Source organism: Nocardioides sp. (genome assembly GCF_035576065.1).
Classification (GTDB): domain Bacteria; phylum Actinomycetota; class Actinomycetes; order Propionibacteriales; family Nocardioidaceae; genus Nocardioides.
Window position 1 is genome coordinate 140,579 of the sequence record NZ_DATLWX010000006.1, and the last position, 15,757, is coordinate 156,335.

Annotated in this window: 16 protein-coding genes and 3 tRNA genes; 14 read left to right on the forward strand and 5 right to left on the reverse strand. The window is 69.3% G+C overall.

The features are described 5' to 3' along the window. Positions 1–190: 190 nt before the first annotated feature. Positions 191–1,666 carry an NAD(P)/FAD-dependent oxidoreductase gene (locus VNJ48_RS02460; protein ID WP_325598765.1) on the reverse strand — a complete coding sequence of 492 codons (1,476 nt, stop codon included), beginning with the start codon at positions 1,664–1,666 and terminating at the stop codon, positions 191–193. A gap of 240 nt (positions 1,667–1,906) precedes the next feature. Here VNJ48_RS02460 and VNJ48_RS02465 point away from each other — a divergent pair, with 240 nt between their 5' ends. Genes VNJ48_RS02465 through VNJ48_RS02475 form a run of 3 tightly spaced genes read left to right on the forward strand, consistent with a single transcriptional unit; the run spans position 1,907 to position 3,611 of the window. After that, positions 1,907–2,839, forward strand: coding sequence for an ATP-binding protein (locus VNJ48_RS02465; protein ID WP_325598767.1), 933 nt, complete (start codon positions 1,907–1,909; stop codon positions 2,837–2,839). Beyond that, positions 2,836–3,270, forward strand: coding sequence for a fluoride efflux transporter FluC (locus VNJ48_RS02470; protein WP_325598769.1), 435 nt, complete (start codon positions 2,836–2,838; stop codon positions 3,268–3,270). Before VNJ48_RS02465 ends, VNJ48_RS02470 begins: the two co-directional genes overlap by 4 nt. After that, positions 3,267–3,611 carry a fluoride efflux transporter FluC gene (locus VNJ48_RS02475; RefSeq protein ID WP_325598771.1) on the forward strand — a complete coding sequence of 115 codons (345 nt, stop codon included), beginning with the start codon at positions 3,267–3,269 and terminating at the stop codon, positions 3,609–3,611. The genes VNJ48_RS02470 and VNJ48_RS02475 overlap by 4 nt, the downstream gene beginning before the upstream one ends. Here VNJ48_RS02475 and VNJ48_RS02480 read toward each other — a convergent pair. From VNJ48_RS02480 to VNJ48_RS02490, 3 genes are all read right to left on the reverse strand, one after another. Continuing rightward, on the reverse strand, positions 3,602–3,955 hold the full coding sequence (locus tag VNJ48_RS02480; RefSeq protein ID WP_325598773.1) for a metallopeptidase family protein: 354 nt from the start codon (positions 3,953–3,955) through the stop codon (positions 3,602–3,604). The two genes, VNJ48_RS02475 and VNJ48_RS02480, sit on opposite strands and share 10 nt — an antisense overlap. Positions 3,956–4,029: 74 nt before the next feature. Then, positions 4,030–4,106: transfer RNA gene (locus VNJ48_RS02485), tRNA-Asp, on the reverse strand. Positions 4,107–4,203: 97 nt separating this feature from the next. Beyond that, positions 4,204–4,276: transfer RNA gene (locus VNJ48_RS02490), tRNA-Glu, on the reverse strand. A gap of 121 nt (positions 4,277–4,397) precedes the next feature. On the opposite strand from VNJ48_RS02490, the gene VNJ48_RS02495 reads away from it, so the two are divergent. The 4 genes from VNJ48_RS02495 to VNJ48_RS02510 all read left to right on the forward strand — a co-directional run bounded on the left by VNJ48_RS02495 (position 4,398) and on the right by VNJ48_RS02510 (position 7,623). Next, a complete protein-coding gene (locus VNJ48_RS02495) occupies positions 4,398–4,790 on the forward strand; it encodes a response regulator (RefSeq protein WP_325598775.1) in 393 nt (130 codons plus the stop codon). 179 nt (positions 4,791–4,969) lie between these two features. Then, complete coding sequence (locus VNJ48_RS02500; RefSeq protein ID WP_325598777.1) at positions 4,970–6,139, forward strand: cytochrome P450; 1,170 nt, start codon at positions 4,970–4,972, stop codon at positions 6,137–6,139. Between the two features lie 4 nt (positions 6,140–6,143). Beyond that, positions 6,144–7,496: a HAMP domain-containing sensor histidine kinase gene (locus VNJ48_RS02505; protein ID WP_325598779.1), complete on the forward strand. Its 1,353-nt coding sequence runs from the start codon at positions 6,144–6,146 to the stop codon at positions 7,494–7,496. A 50-nt stretch (positions 7,497–7,546) separates the two neighbouring features. Further along, positions 7,547–7,623: transfer RNA gene (locus VNJ48_RS02510), tRNA-Phe, on the forward strand. Between the two features lie 55 nt (positions 7,624–7,678). On the opposite strand, the gene VNJ48_RS02515 is transcribed toward VNJ48_RS02510, so the two are convergent. Continuing rightward, positions 7,679–8,518 (reverse strand): lytic transglycosylase domain-containing protein, encoded by an 840-nt coding sequence (locus tag VNJ48_RS02515; protein WP_325598781.1) that lies wholly within the window; start codon positions 8,516–8,518, stop codon positions 7,679–7,681. A 272-nt stretch (positions 8,519–8,790) separates the two neighbouring features. Here VNJ48_RS02515 and VNJ48_RS02520 point away from each other — a divergent pair, with 272 nt between their 5' ends. The 7 genes from VNJ48_RS02520 (at position 8,791) to VNJ48_RS02550 (ending at position 15,742) form a co-directional block, all read left to right on the forward strand. Beyond that, positions 8,791–10,281 (forward strand): DUF4331 domain-containing protein, encoded by a 1,491-nt coding sequence (locus VNJ48_RS02520; RefSeq protein ID WP_325598783.1) that lies wholly within the window; start codon positions 8,791–8,793, stop codon positions 10,279–10,281. 82 nt (positions 10,282–10,363) lie between these two features. Beyond that, complete coding sequence (locus tag VNJ48_RS02525) at positions 10,364–11,671, forward strand: tetratricopeptide repeat protein (RefSeq protein WP_325598784.1); 1,308 nt, start codon at positions 10,364–10,366, stop codon at positions 11,669–11,671. Continuing rightward, a complete protein-coding gene (locus VNJ48_RS02530; RefSeq protein ID WP_325598786.1) occupies positions 11,668–13,215 on the forward strand; it encodes a hypothetical protein in 1,548 nt (515 codons plus the stop codon). The genes VNJ48_RS02525 and VNJ48_RS02530 overlap by 4 nt, the downstream gene beginning before the upstream one ends. Positions 13,216–13,295: 80 nt before the next feature. Beyond that, a complete protein-coding gene (locus VNJ48_RS02535) occupies positions 13,296–14,015 on the forward strand; it encodes an energy-coupling factor ABC transporter permease (RefSeq protein ID WP_325598788.1) in 720 nt (239 codons plus the stop codon). Then, positions 14,012–14,335: a PDGLE domain-containing protein gene (locus tag VNJ48_RS02540; protein ID WP_325598790.1), complete on the forward strand. Its 324-nt coding sequence runs from the start codon at positions 14,012–14,014 to the stop codon at positions 14,333–14,335. The genes VNJ48_RS02535 and VNJ48_RS02540 overlap by 4 nt, the downstream gene beginning before the upstream one ends. A gap of 1 nt (position 14,336) precedes the next feature. Continuing rightward, the gene (gene cbiQ, locus VNJ48_RS02545; protein ID WP_325598792.1) at positions 14,337–15,005 is read left to right on the forward strand and encodes a cobalt ECF transporter T component CbiQ; all 669 of its coding nucleotides are present in this window, start codon (positions 14,337–14,339) and stop codon (positions 15,003–15,005) included. Then, entirely contained in the window at positions 15,002–15,742 is a 741-nt protein-coding gene (locus tag VNJ48_RS02550; RefSeq protein ID WP_325598794.1) for an ABC transporter ATP-binding protein, read from the forward strand. Before cbiQ ends, VNJ48_RS02550 begins: the two co-directional genes overlap by 4 nt. Positions 15,743–15,757 lie beyond the last annotated feature (15 nt).

Sequence of the window (15,757 nt, forward strand, 5' to 3'; positions counted from 1 at the left end):
CCTGCACAAACGGCAGTTCGGACTCGCAGTGGCTGAACCGCACTCGCAGGCTGAAGTCGCATTAAAAGTCCGACGCTCTACCAACTGAGCTAAGGGCCCTGCGCCCAAGACTATCGAGCGACATCTCGGGCCGGACAAGGTGGCCGTCCCGCCCTCGGGAGGCTCGCAGGCGTACGGCGAGGCGGACGGCTCAGCGCTGCTCTTGCGGGACTCCGCGGGAACCGCTGTCGGTGAGCCGCGACTCCTCGAGAGCGTGCTTCTCCAACTCCTCGCGACGCTGGCGCTCCTGGTCGTCGCGCGCGGCGTCGTACTCGCCGGGGGCTGACACCAGGTCGGTGGCGCCGCGGCCGAGGCGGGCCAGCGCCGCACGGGCGAAGATCTGCTGCTCGGTGGTGGTGCGCTCCGACCGACCACGGCCCAGGAACGAGATGAACCAGTGCAGCACCGCGGTGACACGGTTCTTGAAGCCGGTGATGTAGACGAGGTGCACGGCCAGCCACATCAGCCAGGCGATCACCCCGGTGAGCCGCAGCTTGCCCACCATCGCGACCGCGTTGAAGCGGCTGATGATGGCCATGGAGCCCTTGTCGAAGTACTTGAACGGCTCCTGGGGCGCCTTGCCCTTGAGTCGGTTGTCGATCTCCTTGGCGGCATACTTCGCGCCCTGGATGGCGACCTGTGCCACGCCCGGCAGGTTGTCGAGGGCGATCATGTCGCCGACCACGAACACCTCCGGGTGACCCGGGAGCGTCAGGTCGGGGTTGACCCCGATGCGTCCGGCCCGGTCGAGGGGAGCACCGGTCTGATCAGCCAGGACCTGGCCGAGGGAGCTCGCCTGCACGCCGGCCGCCCAGATCTTGGTGACGGTGTTGATGCGCTCGAGTCGCCCGTCCTTGAACTTCATCTCGATGCCGCGCTCGTCCACGTCGGTCACCATCGCGCCGAGGATGACCTCGACGCCGAGCTTCTCCAGCTCAGCCTTCGCCTTCTCGCCGAGCTTCTGACCGAAGGGCGGCAGCACCTGAGGGGCCGCGTCGAGCAGGATCACGCGCGCGCTGCGGGTGTTGATGGCCCTGAAGTCGCGCTTGAGCGTCCGGTGAGCGAGCTCTGCGATCTGACCGACCATCTCCACGCCCGTGGGGCCGGCGCCGACGACCACGAAGGTCAGCAGGTGGTCGACGTTGTCGCCTCGGTTGGCGCCCAGCTCGGCCATCTCGAAGGCGCCGAAGATGCGGCCGCGCAGCTCGAGGGCGTCGTCGATGCTCTTCATGCCGGGTGCGTGCTCGGAGAACCGGTCGTTGCCGAAGTAGGACTGCTTGGCGCCCGCGGCGACGATGAGGGAGTCGTAGGGCGTCACGGTCTCGCGACCGAGGACGTGACTGGTGACCAACCGCGCCTCGAGGTCGATGCCGGTGACCTCACCGAGCAGGACCTGGGCGTTGTCCTGATTGGCCAGCACCTCCCGGGTGGGCGGAGCGATCTCGCCCTCACTCAGGATGCCGGTCGCGACCTGGTAGAGGAGCGGCTGGAAGAGGTGGTGCGTCGTCTTCGCCAGCATGGTGACGTCCACCGGGCTGCGTCGGAGCGCCTTGGTGCCGAACAGTCCGCCGAAGCCGGACCCGATCACGACCACCTGGTGGCGAGCTGGTGCCTGCGTCGTCGACATGTCAATCCTCTCGAAGCCGCCCATCGCCTCGGTGGCGGAACCCCTTGCGGCCGACCGGAGTCCGTGTCCCCAATTGTCTCGCCCCCCACGCTCGGGCGGCGAACTGACGGCCGCGTCGGGTTGATCACACTGCCGAGTGCCGCAAAGATACAAAAAGTTTGTCGACACGTTTGGTTGATGCTTGAAGTGGGTAGCCAACCAAGGCTGGAGTGTTCACGTCGGTCCACCGAGAGAAGTGACTTGCCACTCAATCAGGATCCGTTGCCCCTGTCGCAGTCGCCGCGCGCGGCTGCCGACGCGAGGCGCTGGATCGCGGACGTTTGCCGTCAGCTCGAGCGGGACGACCTCGTGGAGTGCGCTGAGATGGGCACCGGCGAGCTGGTCGCCAACGCGATCCTGCACGGTGAGGCCCCCATCGCCGTTCGGATGCGGGGCACCAGCACGCACCCGCGCGTCGAGGTCCTCGACGGCTCCTCCAAGGCTCCCGTCCCACCCTCGCAGGCGGCGGATCCCGAGGACTTCCTGGCGACCTTCGGCCGTGGTCTCTCCCTCGTCGCGATGTCCGCGGTCGTCTGGGGCGCATCGATCGAGAACAGGGGGAAGGTCGTCTGGTTCGAGCCTGCTGCCGAGCTCAGCGACCACAACACCCCTGAGCCCGTCTTCGACAGCACCGTTGACACCGAGGTCCAGCGACGCAGCGACCAGGCGGTCAGCGTCACCCTGCTCGGCATGGACGTGGCGCTGGCGACCGAGCTCGGCCGCCAGTACGCCGACCTCCGGCGCGAGCTACGCCTGTTGGCAGTCGCTCACCAGGAGGACTACCCGCTTGCGGCCAACCTGTCGGACATGTTCGCCAGCTACGAGCACCAGCTGCCGCGCGAGGCGCAGCTCGCCGTGCAACGCGCACGTCGCGACGGGGTGGCCACGATCGACCTCGATGTGAAGGTGGAGCCGGAGGCGGCGCCCATCCTCACCACGATGCTCGAGATGTTCGATCTTGCTGACGCCTTCTGCAAGGCCGAGCGGCTGCTGTCGCTCCAGCGCACGGCCGAGCAGCGCGAGTTCCACATCTGGTATCTCACCGAGCTGATCCAGCAGATCGACGGCGAGCCTCCCAGCGGCTTCCATCGGGCTGAGGCTGCCCGCTCCAGCCCGGACCAGCAGGTTTCGTGACGAGACCCGCCGGGGCTCAACCTGTCGGAGACCCTGCTGCGGGCACTCGCCCGCTCCTCCCGCTGTTGCTCGTCGCCCTCGGTGCCGCCGTGGGCGCTCTGCTCCGTTGGGGTCTGGGGCGGCACGACTCCCCCGGTCCTGAGGTGCCCTGGGTGACACTCGCGATCAATGCCGGCGGCTGCTTCGCGCTCGCTGCGCTCCCCGCCATCGGCGCCGTACGCCGATCGCCGCACCTGTCCGTCCTGCTCGGACCGGGGCTTCTCGGCGGCTTCACCACGGTGTCGACCTGGGCAGAGGAGTCGCGCGGCCTGGCGAGCGAGGGGGCGCCGGGCACAGCCGCCTTCTACGTCGGCCTCACCCTGGCCTCGTGCTTGACCGCTGCGGTCGCGGGGCGGCTCTTCGCTCGTTCGATCGTCGGTCCGCTCGCATGACCGCCCTCCTCGTGGCGTTGGGCGCCGCCGTCGGCGGGCCGCTGCGCTACCTGTGCGCCGAGACGCTCGACGGCCGCTGGCCCCTTGGCACCCTCGTCGTCAACGCGGTGGGGTCGGGCCTGGCCGGTGTCTTCGCGGCGTTGTCGCTCGGCGGCCACACCTGGGCCTTCGCGTTCACCGGCTTCTGCGGAGCACTCACGTCCTACTCAGCCTTCGCCGTCCAGGCAGTGGACCGCGGGCCACGACTGGGCCTGGCGTACGCCGCCATCACGACTGGCGCAACGCTGGCGCTCTGCGTCGGCGGTTTTGCGCTCGCCCACGAGCTGGCGCGTCAGGCGTAGCCGAGGTCGTCCAGTCGGGCGTCGTCGATGCCGAAGTGGTGGGCCACCTCGTGCACGACGGTGATGCGGACTTCGTCGGCCAGCTCCTCGGGGGTGTCGCACATCTCCAGCAGGTTGTCGCGGAAGAGCAGGATCCGATCCGGCAGGTCGCCCGCATGGTTGGCCGCGCGTTCGGTCAGCGCCACCCCGTCGTAGACCCCGAGGAGGTCCGGGTCCTCCGGCGGCGCCGTGGGCTCGACGAGGACGACGACGTTGTCGACCCGCGCGGCGATCTCGTCCGGCAGCGAGTCGAGTGCCTGACCGACGAGGCGGTCGAACTCGGCAGGCGAGATCTCCAGAGGCATGTCGACACCCTAGGTGTCGGTGATGAAGGGTCCCAGACGCGCACTGGCCCGGAGCATTGCTCCGGGCCGTGCGATGGCGACCCCGACGGGACTCGAACCCGCGACCTCCGCCGTGACAGGGCGGCGCGCTAACCAACTGCGCTACGGGGCCAGGATGTGCTGCCTGCCGTCAACTCGGGCAAGCGGGTGGAACTCTAACCCATCCCTCGGCGGCCCTCCCAATCGAGGTGGAGCCGGGTGATGCGCCGTACCCCCAACGGGATTCGAACCCGTGCTACCGCCGTGAAAGGGCGACGTCCTAGGCCGCTAGACGATGGGGGCCTGCCTCGAGGACCTGCGTCCCAGCGGCGTCCCACAGCATAGGGCCAGGGAATGGGGCGCCCAAAACCGTGTCCTGCAGAAACATCCGGCACGCATGGGGCTGCGCCGATACGCTCCCCTCGTGAGCACCGACGCGAAACGGCTGCGCTTCCTGGTCGTGGAGGACACCGACGACATCCGCGACCTGATGGTGCGCATGGTGGTGCGTGAGGGACACGTCGCGGATGAGGCCGTCGACGGCGTCGAGGCGGTCGCTGCCCTCCAGGACAACTCCTACGACGTGATGCTCCTCGACCTCACCATGCCGCGCATGAGCGGGGAGGACGTCGTCCGCTGGCTCAACGAGCACCCCGACCGCCGCGCGGGACTGCGGATCGTGGTCGTCACGGCGTGGGCGGGCGAACGTCGGGCGGTCCTCCAGGAGCTCGGGGTCCACGACGTGGTCCAGAAACCGCTGCGCGCCCAGCGCCTGCGCGAGCTCATCGCCGAGACAAACCTCGAAACTTTTACCTAGGCCCGGGGCTCAGCCCCGTAGTCTGCTGTCGGGGGCCAGCAGAGGGACTCGGCCCGCTGCCGCGTCTCGGACCGCGAGCACGGCTACATCTAGGAGAGGGAGAACCACCCGATGATGAGCAGAATCATGCAGCGCCGTGCCGCCAAGCGAGTCGCAGACCAGATGAACGCCATCTACTCATGGCGTCCGAGGCCGCCCCGCTGATCGACGGACACGACCACGGGCACGCGTGCCCGGTCGAGGTTGAGAGCGCCGAGACGACCGACGGTCGTCTCGGCGCTGTTCTTGGTGCACCCAGGAACGGCGAGCTCGCCCCGCTCGGCGTGCACGGTCCGTGGTTGGCGACGAGCCTCGTACAGGCCAAGCAGGTGCTGACCGACGCCGCCGGTTTCGACTTCCCCAGCACGGTCACCCGCGGCTCGGACATGTCCGGCAGCGCGGGCGACACGCGGAGTGGCCACCACGTCTTTGCGCCGCTCACGCCGACCCAGGTGGGACACGGCAGCAGCACGTTCCTGACGCAGTGGCACGAGGTGGTTGCCGCGGCCAGGACGTCACCCGACGGCGGGGTCATCGATGCCATGCAGGCCCTTCGACGGCCGATGGCGCGCGCCACGTGCGGTGCCGCCCTGCCGGGCTGCTCGCCGGGAGACCGGGACCTCGTGGCCGACAACGTGCTGGGGTGGATCGACGCCCTCGGCCCGGTGATCTCTCGTCGGCGCGACCCCGGTCGGTGGAGCCGCATCCGCCGGCACGAGGCGAGAGCTCGTCACGAGCTCGAGGACACCCTGGCTCGGGTGCTCCCGGGCTGCGGGATCAACGACGCTGCTCACGTCGTCGCCACGTTCCTCGCGGCCGGGGTGCAGGTGCCGATCGCAGCTGGCGCCTGGCTCCTGGTGCTGCTGGCTGCTCACCCGGAGCGCGGATTCGAGCCCGAGCACGTCGTCTGGGAAAGCCTTCGTGTTGCTCCGCCCACCTGGATCACCGCTCGCATCACCACGGGTCCCGTGACCTTGGCCGGCCGGCAGCTGGCGCCGGGGGAGCTGGTGCTCGTCAGCCCGCTCCTGCTGGGCCGTTCGTCGGAGCTGGTGCCGGGGGATTCCTCGGCCCTCGGTGCCTTCGAGCCGGACCGGTGGCGCTGCGAAGACGTCAGGCCGGGAGCCTGGCTCCCGTTCGGGGCCGGCGCGCATGCCTGCCCCGGACGGACCCTGGGATTCCGCCTTCTCCGCGACCTCGCGACCTGGGCGCTGGAGCACGAGCTGACGCTGACGGAGCCGGTGAAGATCGACCAGAGCCGCGGGATCCTGCCCAGCCCTGCCCGCCTCGGCTTCACTTCTCCGACACAATGACGCCATGACTGGCTCACCGGCGTCGAAGGACGTGCCTGCCGATGTGGCGGTCTCCCCCGGGGCCTCCCGACTTGCGGGCCTGCTCCTGGACACGGCGACACCGCTCGACCAGGGGTTCGCACTGGCCGCCGCGCACTTCCTGTCGCTGCCGCGCGTCGAGATCGTCACGGCTGCCCTGACGACCTTCGCTCCCGACAACGACGCGGGCTGGATCAACCTCGGTCAACGTGCCTGGGTGACCGAGTGGCTGCAGCCGGGTTCGTCGTGCTCGATCCTCCCTGCGCCCGACGCCGGCCCCGAAGCAGCACTGACGATGCCGTGGGTGTCCCAGCACGCCCGGGAGGGGGTGCTCGCCATCGACGACATCGGGCGGCTTCCGCCGGAGGCCGATCAGGACCGCCGGGAGATCGCCGGCTGCGGGATCCACAGCATGGTGGTCCGCGCCCACGTCGCCGACGGGGTGATGTTCGGCAGCCTGGCCCTGGGCAGCACGCAGATCGGCCCATGGCCGCACGGCGACGTCGCGGACTTCCGGCTCATCCACGCTGCACTGACCGCACGCATCGCCCTCGAGCAGGCGCGTCGTTCGCTCGCCGAGGCAGTGACGACAGGCGCCCAGACCCGCGAGACCCAACAGCACTTCTTCGCGTCCATCGGTCACGAGCTGCGGACTCCCCTGACGGCGATCATCGGCTACACCGAGATGCTGGTCGGGGCCGCCGACGACCTCCCTGGCGACGCGTTCGCGGCGAGCGTCTCCAACGACGGCAGGGTCATCCTGAGGGCTGGCGAGCAGCTGATGGCAGTCCTGGAGGATCTGCTCAGCGCTGGGCGTGCGTTGGGCGGTGCCGACCTCCGAGAGGGCGTGGCGGTCGAGGCGGCGGTCGCCGACGTCCTCCACTGGCACCGGACAGCGGCGCGCGCGGGCGACGTACGACTCTCGAGCACTGTCCCTCCAGGACAGCAGGTGTGGGCTCACCCGGCAGGCTTCCGCCAGGTCCTCGCCAATCTCGTGGGCAACGCCGTCGTCCACAACAATCCCCACGGCTCGGTGGAGGTCTCCAGCCAGACCCTCATCGGCGAGTCCGGCGAAGTCCGCCTCCGGGTGATCGTGCGAGACACCGGCCCGGGGCTGACGTCCGAACAGCTCGGCAGCGCCTTCGAGCCCTTCGTCCGGTTCGCGGGCGCGTCGGTGAAGGGCACCGGACTCGGCCTGTCGTTGTCGCGGTCCATTGCGGAGCGTGACGGCGGGACCATCGGCGCCGAATCCACTCCCGGCGCGGGCTCGGTGTTCTGGGTGGAGCTGCCCCTGCACGAGGTCCAGCCATCGCGTCCCGACGCCGACGCCGTCGCCTGATCTGAGGCGATTCCGTGGTGGCGCGGCGCTCATGTAATCTTTCCCCGCTTGGCCAGGTAGCTCAGTTGGTACGAGCGACCGACTGAAAATCGGTAGGTCGGCGGTTCGACCCCGCCCCTGGCCACCAGCACCGCGAAGCGCCCGGTCACGTCCCGACCGGGCGCTTCGCTGTTGGTGCGGACTCAGCCGGTGCGGTCGTCGTACATGTCCGCTGCGGTGTAGACGTCGAGCACGTAGTCGGTCGAGTTGTTGTAGCGAAGGATCGCCCGCGCCCAGGTCTCGCCGACCATGAGGTCGCCGGACTGGCACAGGTATCGCGCCGCGGCGAGGGCCGCATCGTCGATGTCGTTGGGGTCCGCGGACCCGTCGCCGTCGCCGTCGACCTGCCACGTGCGCCACGTCGAGGGGATGAACTGCATCGGGCCGACCGCGTGGTCCCACGTGCGGTTGCCGTGCCAGCGGGCGGAGTCACGCGTCGCCTCGATGGCGGAGAACTCCCCCGAGCCGTCGAGCGCGGGGCCGAGGATGGGCCTGGAGGACTGTCCGTCCCGGCGCAGCCGTCGGTCTCCCAGCGTGCCGTGCTGAGACTCGATCCAACCGACGCCGGCCAACGTGGTCCAGCCGATGCGACAACCTCGCGGAGCCAGCATGCTGGCTCGGGCGTACGCCGTCAGGGCAGGCAGCGGAATGTCGGCGGCCCTGGCCGTACGGCGTGCCCACGCCGGGTCGACGGCGGCGGCGGCCTTGTCCCGGGCAACGGCGCGTCGCCCCTTGCCGCTCCTGGTGCTCGTCCGCTCGGTTGCCTTCCGCGTGTTCGGCACCACGGCCGTCGGCGACATCAGTCCGCGGGGGACGGCCCCGCCTCCGGTGATCACGGGGCCGCCCCGGCTCTCCGCCTGCTGCACCCCCAAACCACTGGCACCGAGCAACGCCACCACAGCCACCACGCCCAGCGTGTGCAGGAGCTTCGCCCGGATCGAGCGTCGACGCAGTCCGGGGTCGGGCTGCAGGTGATCGGTCATCTGACCATGGTGACTTCTTCGACGAGTTCCTTCAGGCTTCTTCGACAACTCGTGTGGATGTGACGGTCCAGCGCCGGCTCGGGCCCTCCTTCTCACCCTTTGGGAGGCGGTCCGGGCGCCTGACACGGGTCTAGTTTCTTGGAGACGGACCCAATCCGCCGTACGTGTGACTCCGAACACCCTTCATCCCGGCTCATCGACGAGCCCGGGGCAGCGCGTTTCGGTCCACAAAACCGTTCGAGCCGCCACGCCGACACCAAGGAGTAGTTTCAATGACTCGCTCACGACCCACCAAGCGGCAAAGTGCAGTAGCACTGGCCTGCGCCGGCGGAATGCTGACGACTGTCGGCTTCGCCGGGCTCGGCCCGACCGGTGCCACCGCGTCCAGCCACCGCGAAGCTCCCATGATCGCCGGGCTGCCGCAGTACGACAACACGGACACGTACGCGTTCCGTAGCCCCGAGAAGCGAGGCACCATCACCCTCGCAGCCAACTGGATCCCGTTCGAGGAGCCGGCGGGTGGCCCGAACTTCTACCCGTTCGCCACGGACGCCCAGTACGACATCAAGGTCGACAACAACCACGATGCCAAGGCCGACATCACGTTCCGGTGGACGTTCAAGGACCACTACCGGAGCAAGAACACCTTCCTGTACAACAACGGTCCGGTGACGTCCTTGAAGGACAAGAACCTGAACTTCTACCAGACCTACAAGCTGGTCCGGATCAAGAAGGGCAAGACCAAGGTCATCGTCCGCAAGGCGCGTGTGGCGCCGTCCAACGTCGGCGAGGCCTCGATGCCCAACTACGCCGCGCTTCGCAACCAGGCGACCACCACGCCCAAGAAGAACGTCAGGTCCTTCGTGGGCCAGGCCGAGGACCCGTTCTTCCTCGACCTGCGCGTCTTCGACCTGCTCTACGGCGGCGACCTGTCCGAGGTCGGCGACGACACGCTGGCCGGCTTCAACGTCAACTCGGTCGCCCTCCAGGTGCCCAAGCGGATGCTTGCGAAGAAGGGCAACTCCAAGAAGAACCCGATCATCGGAGTCTGGTCGACGACCAACAAGAAGACGGCCGGTGGCAAGTTCGTGCAGGTCTCCCGACTGGGCAACCCGCTGGTCAACGAGGTCGTCCTGCCGATCAAGGTCAAGGACGCGTTCAACGCCTCCCAGCCGACGTCGGACATCGCCGCCCTGAAGTACGTCACCAACCCGGAGCTGCCCAAGCTGATCGAGGCCGTCTACGGCATCAAGGCACCGAAGACTCCTCGCAACGACCTGGTGTCGGTGTTCCTCACCGGCGTCAAGGGCCTCAACAAGCCCCAGGGCAAGATGACGCCCAGCGAGCAGCTGCGTCTCAACATGAACACCCCGGTCACCAAGAACCCCAACCGGCTCGGTGTGATCGGTGGAGACGTCCAGGGCTTCCCGAACGGCCGCAGGCTCGGTGACGACGTTGTCGACATCGCGCTCCAGGTCGTCGAGGGTGAGCTCGTCGGCAGCCCCAACGACCTCGGTGACGGGGTTGACGGCAACGACGCACCGTTCAGCGGCAGCTTCCCGTACCTGGGCCTGCCCATGGCCGGCAGCAACCCGGACCCCCACCCCACCACGGGTAGCGCAAAGCAGACTGCTGCCAGCAACACGGACGGCAACCTGCTCGGCGCCGAGCCGCGTCGCACCACGTCGATGGCAGCGATCGGTCTGGGCCTCTTCGCCCTGATCGCCGGCATCGGTGGCGCCACGCGTCGTCGCAAGGTCTGACACCATTGTTCGGCCCGGCCATGCGGCGAAGCGCCGTGTGGCCGGGCCGAACCCCTGACATCTCCCAGAAGGGACCAGTGACATGCGCAGAAGCCTGATCGTGCTCGGCATCGGCCTGGCCCTCGCCATCTCGGGCGGCATCGGCGTGGCCACCACGTCCGAGCCCCCGGCCGCTTCCACCGACCCTTCCGTCGCGCGCGTCGTGCCGGACTCCGGCCAGGACCTGACGGCCACGATCGCTGCACTCCAGGACACCCTGCGTCGCCTGCCCGAGGATGACGCGTCGTGGGCCAACTTGTCGCTGGCCTACGTCGAGCAGGCACGCGTCACCGGCCTCGCCACCTACTACGACAAGGCCGACGAGGCCGCTGCGCGCTCCTTGAGCATCGAGCCGGACGAGAACTTCTCCGCCCTGGGCGCCCGCGGCGCGATCGCTGCAGCCCGCCACGACTTCGCCGGCGCCCTTGATGATGCTGATCAGGCGCTGGCCATCAACCCCCGCGATCTCACCGCCCTCGCCGTCCGGGTCGATGCCCTCACCGAGCTGGGGCGGTACGCCGACCAGCTCCGCGCCGTACGCGCCGCGGACCGCCTCCGGCCCAGCACGACGATTGCCACTCGCTACGCGTACGCCTACGAGCTCCGGGGCGACCTCGACCGGGCCGGGGACGTCCTGCAAGGCGCCGCAGCCTCCGGCTCGCTCGCTGACAAGGCGTACCCCCTGACGCTGCGAGCCGACATCCTCCGCAAGCAGGGCCGCCTGCAGGCCGCAGGTCGCGACCTCGCGACCGTCCGACAGGTCCTGCCGACCTATCTGCCCGCCCTGGTCTCCTCGGCCCGTCTGCAGACGGCGCGCGGCGACCTGGAAGGCGCTGTGGCGACCTGGCAGAGCGTGGTCGCTCAGCAACCGCTGCCCGAATACCTCACCGAGCTCGGGGAGCTCCTCCAGCACCTGGGGCGAGCTGACGAGGCAGAGGCACAGTTTGCCGTCGTCCGGACCACCATCGAGCTGCTCAACGCCGGTGGCGTGGGCACCGACCTCGAGACTGCACTGTTCGAGGCCGACCACGGATCCCCCGCCCGGGCCGTCGAGCAGGCCCGCGCAGAGTGGGCTCGGCGCACCAGTGTCCACGTCGCAGACGCCCTTGCCTGGGCCCTGCACCGTGCTGGCCGCAACGCCGAGGCGCTGCCAATTGCTCGCGCAGCGACCCGGCTCGGCACCCCTGAGGCGAGGTTCTGGATCCACCGCGGGACCATCGAGGCGGCCCTGGGAATGACCGCCGAGGCCCGCACCCACCTGCAGCGCGGACTCGCCACCGACCCCGGCATGTCGCCGTGGCAGCGAGAAGAGGCGCGCTCGACCCTGACGTCGCTTACAGTGCGGCGATGACCCGCCTGCTCCGCCTCACGGTCGCCCTCGGCGCGATCGCGATGTGCCTGTTCGTGACCGCCGCGCCGGCCTCGGCGCACCCCCTCGGCAACTTCACCGTCAATCGCTACACCGGCATCCTGATCTCGTCGGACGGCGTCGAGGTCGATCACGTCATCGACCTCGCCGAGATCCCGACCGCGCAGCTCGGGGAGGCCATCGACGACCTGGAGTCCCTGGCGGAGCGCGAGTGCGAGACGTCTCGTGGCGGTCTCGAGCTCACGGTCTCAGGCACCGCCGTACCCCTGACTCTTACGGGCTCTTCGGCCACCACTGCTGACGGCGAGGGCGGTTTGCCGATCACCCGCATCACCTGTGGGTTCGAGGGTGACGCCGAGATCGGAGCCGGCGAAGTCAACTTCCGGGACCGCACCGCCCCCGAGTCGGTGGGGTGGCGCGAGATCACCGCAGTCGGCAACGAGATGACGCTGACCAGCTCCGACGTCCCGAGTGAGAGCACGAGCGAGCGGCTCACTGCCTACCCCGAAGACCTCCTGACATCACCCCTGGACGTCACTTCTGCCGCCGTGGTCGTGTCCCCCGGCGGCCCGGCCGGCACGCTGCCCGGCAGCGATGACGAGTCACCGAGCGCCACCGACGGCGGATGGCTCTCGTCTCGCGCCACGGCGCTCTTGGGCGACAACGGGTGGATCGCCGCCGGGCTCGGGATCCTGGCAGCGCTCGCCCTGGGTGCGACCCACGCCCTCTCGCCGGGCCACGGCAAGACGGTAATGGCGTTCTACCTCTCCCAGCGTGGCGACAACTCCCTGCGTTCGGCCCTTGCTGTCGGTGGTGCCGTCACGGCTGCTCACACCGGCTCGGTCCTGCTCCTCGGGCTGTTGGTCTCGCTCAGCACTGCGTTCGTGCCAGCCAGCATCTACCCCTACCTCACGCTGGCCACCGGTCTGCTCATCCTCGGCCTCGGGTTGTACCTGCTCGTGCAGCTGCGTTCCAACGAAGGCGGTCACGGACACGGCCATGGGCACGGACACGGTCATGGTCATGGTCATGGGCACGGACACGGACACGGACACGAGCCGTCCCAGACCGTTGCTGGTAATGGCACTGACGAGCAGCACGCAGGTGGGCACGACCACGACCACCACACCGCCCCGGGCTCGCAGTCCACTGTCGGCCTGGCGACGGCGACCGTCCCGACGGATGCGCATCCCGATCCCGCACCAGGACGCTGGGGCGTCTGGGTGATGGGTTTGGTGGGTGGCCTCGTGCCCAGCCCCTCCGCGCTCCTGCTTCTTCTCGCCGCTGTCGCCCTCGGCCGCGCTTGGTTCGGTGTGGTGCTCGTGCTGGCCTTCGGCATCGGTATGGCGGTCTCGCTGGCGGCGGTCGGCTTGTTGGCACGTGGTCTGGTGCTGCGCCTGGAAGGTGCGGCAGATCGCCGCGGCTTCCTGGGCGGGAACGTCCGCACGTTCCTGCGGTACGGCGCAGCGATCGGTATCTGCGCGGTGGGCGTAGGCCTGGTGGTTCGCACTCTCTTGCAGCTGTGAACCGAGTGCGCCCCGTCACAAGTTTTTCCCCGTAAGGCCAATCCGACTGACAGCCTCGCGCCGAACCCGAGTTGTTGCACATGGTGTGCAACAAGGATCCGGAGGTCGCGATGCATGTCCCCGACGGTTTTCTCGACGCTCCCACCTCGCTGGTGACCGCAGCCGTGGCTGCGGTGGGCATCGGTCTCGCCCTCAAGGGCGCCCGTCGTGAGCTCGATGACCGGACGGCTCCACTTGCCGGTCTCGTCGCGACCTTCGTCTTCGCCACGCAGATGCTCAACTTCCCGGTCGCCGGGGGAACCAGCGGGCACCTCATGGGGGGTGCCCTGGCTGCGGTCCTTGTCGGCCCGTACACCGGTCTGCTCTGTCTGACGGTGGTCCTGGTGGTGCAGTCCCTGTTGTTCGCCGATGGGGGGATCACCGCTCTCGGCACCAACGTCGTGCTGATGGGGCTCCTGACCGTGGTGGGCGGATACGCCGTCTTCCGCGCGGCGCAGCTCGTGCTGCCTAAGCGCCTGTCGATGGTCGCGCCGGCCGCTGCCCTCGGAGGGATCGCCTCGGTGGTGCTGAGCGCCGCGGCCTTCGTCGTCCTCTACGCGGTCGGCGGGGTCGTCCCGATCCCCTTCGACACGCTGCTGGCGGCGATGGTCGGTGTCCATGTCGTCATCGGTATCGGCGAAGCCGTGATCACCTTCCTGGTGGTGTCCAGCATCGTCGCGGTCCGCCCGGACCTCGTCCACGGCGCCCGCCGCGTGGTGGCAGTCCGTGAGCTCGAGACCCGGCTGGCGGTGTCGCCGTGAGGACCGTCTCGAACCGCACCGTCCTGGTGGTCGGCCTGCTGGTGGCCCTCACGCTGGCCGGCGTTGTCAGCTTCTATGCCTCCGGCAGCCCTGACGGGCTCAACCGGGTCGCCGTCGACCTGGGCTTCGCCTCGGCCGAGCAGGCTTCCGCGGCCGAGGGGGGCCCGCTCGCGGGCTACGAGACCGTCGGCATCGACAACGGTAGGTGGTCCGGAGGTCTGGCCGGAGTCCTGGGCTGCCTGCTGGTGCTCGGCTGCTCGTGGCTCCTCTTCGGCGCGCACAAGCGCACGCCGGCCCTCGCACGAACGAAGGGCGAGTGACGTGGGCGCTCCGCACGGACACCGGCTCCACTTCCACGGCCACTCCCCGCTGCACCGGGCGCCCGCGCACCTGAAGGTCGCTTTCCTGGTCTCGTTCATGCTGGTCGTGGTCGCGACGCCCGTGCCGTGGCTCGCCGCATTTGCGGCGTACGCCGGTGTGCTTGCCGTCCTTGTCGCGCTGTCCGGCGTCCCGCCGCTCTACCTCGCACGGCGGATGGTGATCGAGACCCCGGTCGTCGCGTTCGCGCTGATGCTCCCCTTCATCGCCACCGGCCCCACGGTGGACCTCCTCGGGCTCTCGCTCAGCGAGCCCGGGATGGTCGCCGCCGGCGGTCTGCTGATCAAGGCGACGCTCGGCGTGCTCGCGAGCCTGCTGCTCGCGGCCACGACGGATCCGCGTGACCTGCTGACCGGCCTGGAACGGCTGCGAGTCCCGAGCCAGCTCGTCCAGATCATGGGCTTCATGGTGCGCTACCTCGACGTCGTGTCCGACGAGCTCCGCCGGATGAAGACTGCCCGGGAGTCCCGCGGGTTCACCGCCCGCGACCCGCGCCACTGGCCGGTGATCGGGCGCTCGGCCGGAGCCCTGTTCATCCGTTCCTTCGAGCGCGGCGAGCGCGTGCACCTCGCGATGATCTCCCGCGGCTACGACGGGACGGTGCGCCGATGACCACCCCCGTGCTCGACCTGCAGTCCGTCGCCTTCGCCTACCCCGACGGCCACCAGGCGCTGTTCGGCGTGGATCTCCACGTGCACCGCGGCGAACGCGTCGCCGTGCTGGGGCCCAACGGGGCGGGAAAGACGACCCTCGTCCTGCACCTCAACGGCATCCTGCTGCCCGGCCGCGGCACCGTGAGCGTGTCCGGCCTGCCGGTGGTCAAGGAGAACCTCGCGGAGATCCGTCGCCGCGTGGGCATCGTCTTCCAGGACCCCGACGACCAGCTCTTCATGGGCAGCGTCCGCGAGGACGTCGCCTTCGGCCCGCGCAACCTCGGGATCCGTGGGGCCGAGCTCGACCGGCGGGTCATGTCCGCGCTCGACATGGTCGGGATGGCCGACTTCGTGGACCGCCCGCCCCATCACCTCTCGTTCGGTCAACGACGCCGCGTGGCCGTGGCCACGGTGCTGGTCATGGAACCCGAGATCATCGTGCTCGACGAACCCAGCTCCAACCTGGATCCCGCGTCCCGCCGAGAGCTCGCCGACGTCCTCACCGGTCTGGACGTGACCTTGATGATGGTCACCCACGACCTGCCGTACGCCTTGCAGCTGTGCCCCCGGGCCGTGGTGCTCTCCGACGGCATCGTCGCCGCCCAGGGCCGCACCCTGGACATCCTCACCGACGACGCGCTGATGAAGTCGCACCGTCTCGAGCTTCCCTACGGCTTCGATCCGCACACCTGCTGAGGGTGCCAGACTCTC